This is a genomic window from Sphingomonas sp. S-NIH.Pt3_0716 (assembly GCF_003950715.1).
GTDB lineage: Bacteria > Pseudomonadota > Alphaproteobacteria > Sphingomonadales > Sphingomonadaceae > Sphingobium > Sphingobium yanoikuyae_A.
The window spans coordinates 1-7,143 of sequence record NZ_QLJK01000068.1 but is presented as its reverse complement, the minus strand read 5'-3'; the positions used below and the strand labels follow the sequence as shown (position 1 = coordinate 7,143).

The 7,143-nt window shown below is 65.5% G+C and carries 5 protein-coding genes and 1 pseudogene; 4 read left to right on the top strand and 2 right to left on the bottom strand.

The window, feature by feature from the left end:
- Nucleotides 1–125 (top strand): annotated as a pseudogene (locus BRX37_RS25660) (Tn3 family transposase); the annotation flags it as partial.
- Nucleotides 126–216: 91 nt separating this feature from the next.
- On the opposite strand, the gene BRX37_RS25650 reads toward BRX37_RS25660, so the two are convergent.
- Together BRX37_RS25650 and BRX37_RS25645 are read right to left on the bottom strand one after the other, a co-directional pair.
- The gene (locus tag BRX37_RS25650; protein WP_486057171.1) at nucleotides 217–1,350 is read right to left on the bottom strand and encodes a type IV secretory system conjugative DNA transfer family protein; all 1,134 of its coding nucleotides are present in this window, start codon (nucleotides 1,348–1,350) and stop codon (nucleotides 217–219) included.
- A complete protein-coding gene (locus tag BRX37_RS25645) occupies nucleotides 1,347–1,652 on the bottom strand; it encodes a hypothetical protein (protein WP_017502934.1) in 306 nt (101 codons plus the stop codon). Before BRX37_RS25645 ends, BRX37_RS25650 begins: the two co-directional genes overlap by 4 nt.
- Before the next feature lie 271 nt (nucleotides 1,653–1,923).
- On the opposite strand from BRX37_RS25645, the gene traA reads away from it, so the two are divergent.
- Genes traA through BRX37_RS25625 form a run of 3 tightly spaced genes read left to right on the top strand, consistent with a single transcriptional unit; the run spans nucleotide 1,924 to nucleotide 6,990 of the window.
- Nucleotides 1,924–5,664 carry a Ti-type conjugative transfer relaxase TraA gene (gene traA, locus BRX37_RS25640; protein WP_026109554.1) on the top strand — a complete coding sequence of 1,247 codons (3,741 nt, stop codon included), beginning with the start codon at nucleotides 1,924–1,926 and terminating at the stop codon, nucleotides 5,662–5,664.
- Between the two features lie 11 nt (nucleotides 5,665–5,675).
- Nucleotides 5,676–6,425, top strand: a complete 750-nt coding sequence (locus tag BRX37_RS26990; RefSeq protein ID WP_017502936.1) for a DUF6118 family protein — start codon at nucleotides 5,676–5,678, stop codon at nucleotides 6,423–6,425.
- A 16-nt stretch (nucleotides 6,426–6,441) separates the two neighbouring features.
- Nucleotides 6,442–6,990, top strand: a complete 549-nt coding sequence (locus BRX37_RS25625) for an AAA family ATPase (RefSeq protein ID WP_035227934.1) — start codon at nucleotides 6,442–6,444, stop codon at nucleotides 6,988–6,990.
- The last annotated feature ends 153 nt before the right edge of the window (nucleotides 6,991–7,143 follow it).

The following is a 7,143-nucleotide window of genomic DNA, read 5'->3' as shown; positions in this document are numbered from 1 at the left end:
GCCTGATGAACGTGTTGCTGGCGGAAGGCGTCAATCTCGGTTTGCGCAAGATGGCGGCGGCGACCAACACGCACAGCTTCTGGGAATTGCTGCGGATCGCGCGCTGGCATGTCGAAGGCAGCGCCTACCCATATCGCGCCTGATCTACTCGCCCACGTCTCGCCGTTGGGATGGGAACACATCAATCTAACCGGGGAATATCGCTGGCCCAAATCCTTAGCGTAGGATTCCGCCCCCTCCCGCAAACGCCCCCAGGAACACAGAGACGTTGCGGCGCTTGAGATCAGCAAAGCCGAAATCGGATCGGCCGAGGACCGCGACCATGCGCGGGCTGTCGAGGAAATGGGTATGGCGCTGCGCGGCCGAGAGGACGCCGGCCGCCTCGCGGTCGGATTTGCCGAGGTGGCGGTTTGCGGCGCGGGCGATCAGGCCGGAGGCGGCCATTGACGCCTGCATGTCCTTCAGGAGCGCGGCGAAGGTTTCAGGGGCGAGGGTGAGATATTCGCGCAGGGTGGCGAGGTTTCGCCTGTCGCGCGGCTCGCTGGCGGCAATATGGAGGATCAGGCCGGCAATGAGCGCCTTGGCTTCCTCGTTCCAATGCGCCTCGCCCGCCATGCCCGGTTCATCGAACACGAGGGCGTCGGCCAAGGTGCTTGCATCTTCCGCGACATCGAGGCCGGCCGGGTCGAGCCCTTCCAGCGGATTGAAGGCGGCCGAGGGCTGGCCGGTGACGCCGAAGGGGTCGAGGACATGGACCGGGCCGAACTGCTGGCGGGCGCGGCCGGCGATCTTGGCATTTTCGCCCTTGGGGTCGATGCAGATCACGGAGCGGTCGGCGGTGAGCAGGTTGGGGATGATGGTTCCCACCCCCTTGCCGGTGCGTGTCGGTGCCATCGTCAGCAGATGGGCCGGGCCGTCATAGCGCAGGAGCTTCCCGGTCTTGCCGTCGCGGCCGATCAGCAGGCCGGAATCGGCGCGGGCGAGGGCGGCGGTTTCCTTGTCGGTGGCGAAGCGGGCTGAGCCGTGGGTTTCGCCGTCCATATCCCCGAAATGGATAATCAGCGGATTGGTGAGGAAGCGGAAGGCGAGCGCCAGCAGCACCAGCAGCGTGACGAGATCGAGCAGGAGAACCGGAACCGAGCCGACGCGAAAGCCGATTTGTTCGAGAGCGAAGCGGCCGCCGAAGCCGAGGACGAACAGGACGATAACAAGGAGGAACAGAAGCCCGAGAAGCGGTTTCCAGATGCGGAAAGGTGCGGCGAGCAGAGCGACGAACGCCCATAGCGGATCACGCGCGGCCTGCCGCATCATGTTCTTGAACGCACCCCAAGCAAGTCTCGCCTGACTCATGCGGCCGTCCCCCCGGCGCTACCTGTCGTTTCCCCGGCCGGCGCGTTGCCGATCAGATCGGCAAACAGTTCCTTGTCACCGGGGCGCGTCAGGAAGTCGGGCAGCTCACGCTTGAGCCATTCGCCCAAGCGCCGGGCAAATTCTTCATCCTTGCCGTGTTCGAGGCGATGCAGGACGAGCGCGCCGAGCAGCACCTTGCGGCGCGTGTCGTTGGCGCGTTCCTGCTTGCCGAGCCGTGCCTTGAGGGCGGCGCGCTGCGCATCCAGTTGGGCTAGACGTTCTTCAATGGATTTGCGCGCCATTCCTCAAATCTCCTTTTCCGGTTGTTCGCCTAGACTATCATTCCCGGCCGTCTTTTCCAGTGTTTGCCTGTTGCGCTTGAGTTTTCGGCGGTTTTGCAGCACAATCCGGGCCTCAGTTTCATTGCATCGACCTAGCCGCAGCGCCACACCGAACAGCGAAAGAGCGAAGCAATTGAGTTGAGAAGGGCGCACTTACGAGTTACTGCGTAACTCAGCGCGCTGTCAGCTAGAAAGCTGACGGGAAAGGCGGAAACGGGATCGAGGCAACGGGTTGGCGATCTACCATTTCAGCATGAAGCCAGTTTCGCGGGCGAAGGGCCGTAGCGCCGTCGCCTCTATGGCTTATCGTGCCGGGGAGAAGTTGACCAACGAGCGCGACGGCATCACGCACGACTACACGGCAAAGCAGGGCGTCGAACATGCCGAGATCGTCTTGCCGGAAGGCGTCAACGCCGATTGGGCGCGGGATCGCTCGACGCTCTGGAACGCCGCCGAGTTTGCCGAGAAGCGGAAGGATGCCCGCGTTGCCCGCGAGTTCGAGGTTGCCTTGCCGCATGAGCTTTCGGCCGAGGAACGGCTAGAGGCGGCGCGGGAGATGGCGCAGGAGCTGGCCGACCGCTACGGCGCGGCCGTGGATTTCGCCATTCATGCACCGCACGAGGCGAGCGACGTTCGCAATCACCATGCCCATATCCTTATGACCACGCGGCAGGTGACGGAGAACGGGCTAGGCGACAAGACCTATCTTGAGCGCGAAAACAAATGGCTGCTGGCGCACGACCTGCCGACGACCGATATGCAGCTCCGCGACCTTCGCCAGAGGTGGGAGGGGATCGCCAACGAGCGGCTTGCAATGGCCGGGCTTGATATTCGGATCGACCATCGTTCGCACATGGAGCGCGGGCTTGAGATCGCGCCGACCGAGCATATGGGCGTCCATGCCTCGCAGATGGAACGGCGCGGCCTCGACGTGTCGCGGTCGCGGCTGGACGAGGATGCGGCCCGGCGCAATGCCGAGCTGATCCGGGAGAAGCCCGAGCAGGTTCTAACCCTCATCACCGGGGAAAAGAGCGTGTTCGATCGCCACGACGTTGCGCGGGCGCTGCATCGCTACATCAACGACGACCCGCAGGAGTTCCAGAGCGCCTTTGCGAAGGTGATGGCCTCGCCGGCGCTGGTCGAGTTGCAGCCCGAGCGCGCGGACCCGGCAACGGGCGAGATCGAGCTTGCTCGCTATTCCACCCGCGAAATGGTCGAGATCGAATCCGGCATGATCGAGAGCGCGCAGCGGATGCACGCGGCTCATGGTCATGGCGTCGATCGCCGGCATGTCGAGCGGGCGATAGATGCCCAAGACGCCGCCATTCGGTCGAGCGTTTCCCATGACACGGCCGGGAAGGTTGCGCGGGGCGAGCTGGACGCCGGCGAACGTGAACGCCAGATCGAGACGGCGCGACTTTCGGACGAGCAGCGCCGGGCGATCGAGCATATCACCGGGCCGGAGCGGATCGCGGCCGTTGTCGGTTATGCCGGCGCTGGCAAGTCCACCATGCTCGCGGCCGCGCGCGAGGCGTGGGAGGCCGAAGGCTATCAGGTCCACGGCGCGGCCCTGTCGGGGAAGGCGGCCGAGGGCTTGGAGGAAAGTTCCGGCATCCAGAGCCGCACCCTCGCATCATGGTCCCGCGGTTGGGAGAACGACCGCGGCACGATCGGCCGCGGCGACGTGTTCGTGATCGACGAGGCGGGCATGGTCGGGAGCCGCCAGCTCGCCCGCTTCGTTGGCGAGGCCGAGGCGCGCGGGGCGAAGATCGTCCTTGTAGGCGACCATGAGCAGTTGCAGGCGATCGGGGCCGGCGCACCGTTCCGGGCGATCACGGAGGAAATCGGCCATGCCGAGCTGTCGGAGATTCGCCGGCAGCGCGTGGACTGGCAGCGGGACGCTTCCATTGACTTCGCCACGCACCGGACGGCCGAGGGGCTGGCGGCCTATCGGGATCACGGCAATATCAGCTTTGCCGAGACAGGCGAGGACGCGCGCGGCCAGATCGTGCGGGACTACCTTGCCGATCGCGATGAACGTCCGGACGGCACCCGGGTTGCGATGGCGCATCGCCGGGCCGATGTTCGCGCCATCAATGACGCGATCCGGGCCGAGCTACAGGACCGGGGTGTTTTGGCACGGGGCGAGCTGGCGCGCGTGGCCGACGACAGCCTTGCGCCGGGCGACGTCGCCCATGAGCGGGAAGGGCCGGGCCGGGCGCTGACCTTCCAGACCAATACCGGGCAGAGGGAGTTCGCGCCGGGCGACCGCATCGTGTTCTTGGAGAACAACCGCGACCTTGGCGTGAAAAACGGGATGCTAGGCACGGTCGAGCATGTCGAGGCGGGCCGGATCGTCGCGCAGCTCGACGGCCGGGGCGGCGATAGTGTTTCCGTGCCGATGGGCGACTATCAGGCGATCGACCACGGTTATGCGACGACGATTCACAAAAATCAGGGGGCGACGGTCGATCGCTCCTATGTGATGGCGTCGGGGACGATGGACCGGCATCTAACCTATGTCGCCATGACCCGGCATCGTGACGGTGTGCAGCTCTACGCGGCACAGGACGAGTTCACCAATGCCGGCCGGCTGGTCGAGCATGGGGCCGCGCCCTTCGAGCATGACCCGCAGAAGTCCGACAGCTATTTCGTGACGCTGGAAAACGACAAGGGCGAGCAGCGCACCCTATGGGGCGTCGATCTAGAGCGGGCCATGAAGGAGGCCGCGCCGGAGATCGGGGAGAAGATCGGCCTACAGCATGAGGGTTCCACCCCCGTCACCTTGCCCGATGGGACGCAGACGCACCGCAACACATGGAAGGTTCAGGACGCCGGCGAGCTGGCCTATAGCCAGCTAGAACGCCGCCTGTCCCGGTCGGGCGTGAAGGAAACGACGCTCGACTATACCCGCGACTTTGCCGAGCGGCGCGGGATCGCGGAGCAAATGGGCGTCCGCAGCGAGATCGAGATTCCGGCCGAGCGCGCCGGGCTACGTGCGGAACGGGAGTCGACGGCCGGGGATCACGCCCTTGAGCGGAGATCCTCGCAAAAAGTCGGCGCGGATCTCGCGCAGGATCTTCGTGCAGATCCGCGCGAAGATCTCGCCAGCGATCGACAGCAGCGCCGCAATCCGTTCGAGGGCCTGAAACTCGGGCGCGGCGCGGCGGCCGAGAGCCGCGAGCCAGACCGCGCCGGCGAGGACGGCCCGCAGATCGACCAGAAACGGCCGCAGCAGGCCGAGAAGCAGCGGCGCGGTATGTTCGCCGGCCTCAAGCTCAATGCACGCCCTGCGCCCTCACAGGAGCGCGGCGAGGCATCGCGGATGCAGCGACGGCCGGAAAGGGAAGGGAGCTTGCGGCAGGCGCCGGCGCCCGACCGGCTGGCCGAGCGGGCGCGGGGGCAGTCGCCGCTTGAGCAGGCCGTTGACCGCTATTCGCGGGCCTATCAGTCGATCGACCAGCACCGGCGCGAGGGCCTGCCGGTCCTCGACATGCAGCGGCAGGAAATGGGCGATGCCGGCCAGCAGCTCGACCAGGTGCGCGACGGCATGAAAGATTTGATGCGTTCGACCCTGCAAAACGACCCGGCGACGGCGCGCGCCATGACCGAGCTTTCCGGCCGGGAGCGTGTCGCGCAGGTGATCGACGGGATGAAGCGCGAAAACGCCGCGCTGCAAGACCCGAATGTCAGGGCCGAGCGGTTTGTTGAACGCTGGCAGGAACTACAGGGCCAGCGCCGGGAGCTTCGCGGCTGGCAGCACGACGATGCCCGCGCCAAGGTCGAAAGCCAGATGAACGGCCTGACCAAGAGCCTCGAACGTGACCCGCAGGTAGATTCCATCCTGCGCAATCGCCGGCAGGAGCTTGGAATCGGGCAGGAGCTTCGCCGGGGGCAGAGCATCGCCCATCAGCTACAAGAAGAAATGTCACGCAGCCGGCAGATTAGCCGGGGCATCGGTTTGGGAAGGTAGGCACGGAGAATATGACGGAGCTGGACGACGACAGGGAAGGAATCGCACGGCAAGCACTGGACGAGGACGCCGGCGACCCGGCCGCCGCGTTCGATGCGCTCCGGCGCACGATCGAGACGCAGGGCGCGCAGATCGGCGCGGAAATGACCGTGATGCGGCGTGGGCTGGAAGCGGCTTTCGACCAGCTCGAAAAGATCGAGCCGGCGCAGGACTACAAGCCCCAGCTCGCCCAGCTCGTGCAGGCGCTCGACACTGTTGCGGAGCGGATGCACGGCGTAGAGCAATCGCCTATTCTCCGGCAGGGCGCGACGCACTATGCGGCGCTCCTCGAGCGCAGCGGCGAGGCCCTGATACGCACCGCCGCGCAACAGCTCGAGCGGCAGGCGTCCGACCTCGAGCGCGCCGGCCGCAATCTTTCGGCGCACGTCGCCGGCGCGCGGGAGCGTAGCCGGCAAGATTGGTGGCTTGTCGCCGCTTTCGCGGTCGGCCTGCTCGCCGGCGCGCTGGTGATGTTGTTCCTTCCGCGCCTGTTGCCGTTCTCGGCCGCGCCGCGTGTCGCCAGCGTCGTCATGGGCGAAAGGCCGTGGCAGGCCGGTATGAGCCTCATGGCGTTCGGCAGCCCGGAAGCGTGGCAGCGCGTGGCCTCGGCCGACCAGCTCCTTGAAACGAACAGGGAGGCGGTAGCGGCTTGTTGGGAGGCCGCGCGCACGGCCGGCGAGGATCAGCGATGCACGATCACGGTGAAAGCGCCGGCGCAGTAGTGTGGAAGGAGTTTCTATGGCTAACGCTCAACATATGTTCGTCGTGACTGGCGGCCCCGGTTCCGGCAAAAGCAGCCTGATTGACGCCATGACCCGGCGCGGCTTCCGCACGATGCCCGAGGCCGGCCGGGCGATCATACAAGATCAAGTCAGGATCGGCGGGCCAGCCTTGCCTTGGGCGGATCGGGCCATCTTTGCCGAACTCATGTTGGGTTGGGAGCTGCGTTCCTATCACGAGGCTCTTGCGAGTGACGCGCCTGTCCTGATGGATCGCGGGATTCCTGATGTTGTCGGCTATCTTACGCTCTGCGGCCTGCCTGTCCCGGCTCATATTGAGGCGGCGGCGAAAATTCATCCCTACAACGAGCGGGTTTTCCTCGCCCCGTATTGGGGTGCCATTTTCGCGCAGGACGCCGAGCGCAAGCAGGACCGGCAGGAGGCCGAGGCGACCGGCCGAGTCATGGCCGAAACTTACACCCGGCTTGGCTATCAGATTGTAGAGCTGCCGCTGGTAGGGATCGAGCAGCGCGCCGACTTCATCGCGGAACGTCTGCAAGCCGGGTGAAGCAGGCTAAAACTGTCGCATGTTTTGGGACTTCTGCGACAATGGGCCATCTCGGATGCTTGACGTTTCGCTCCGAAAGCATCCCCAAATTGCAAAGGCTGATATGACGAATCTCACACCGCAAAAAACCATGAACCCCAATACTCTCTTCCG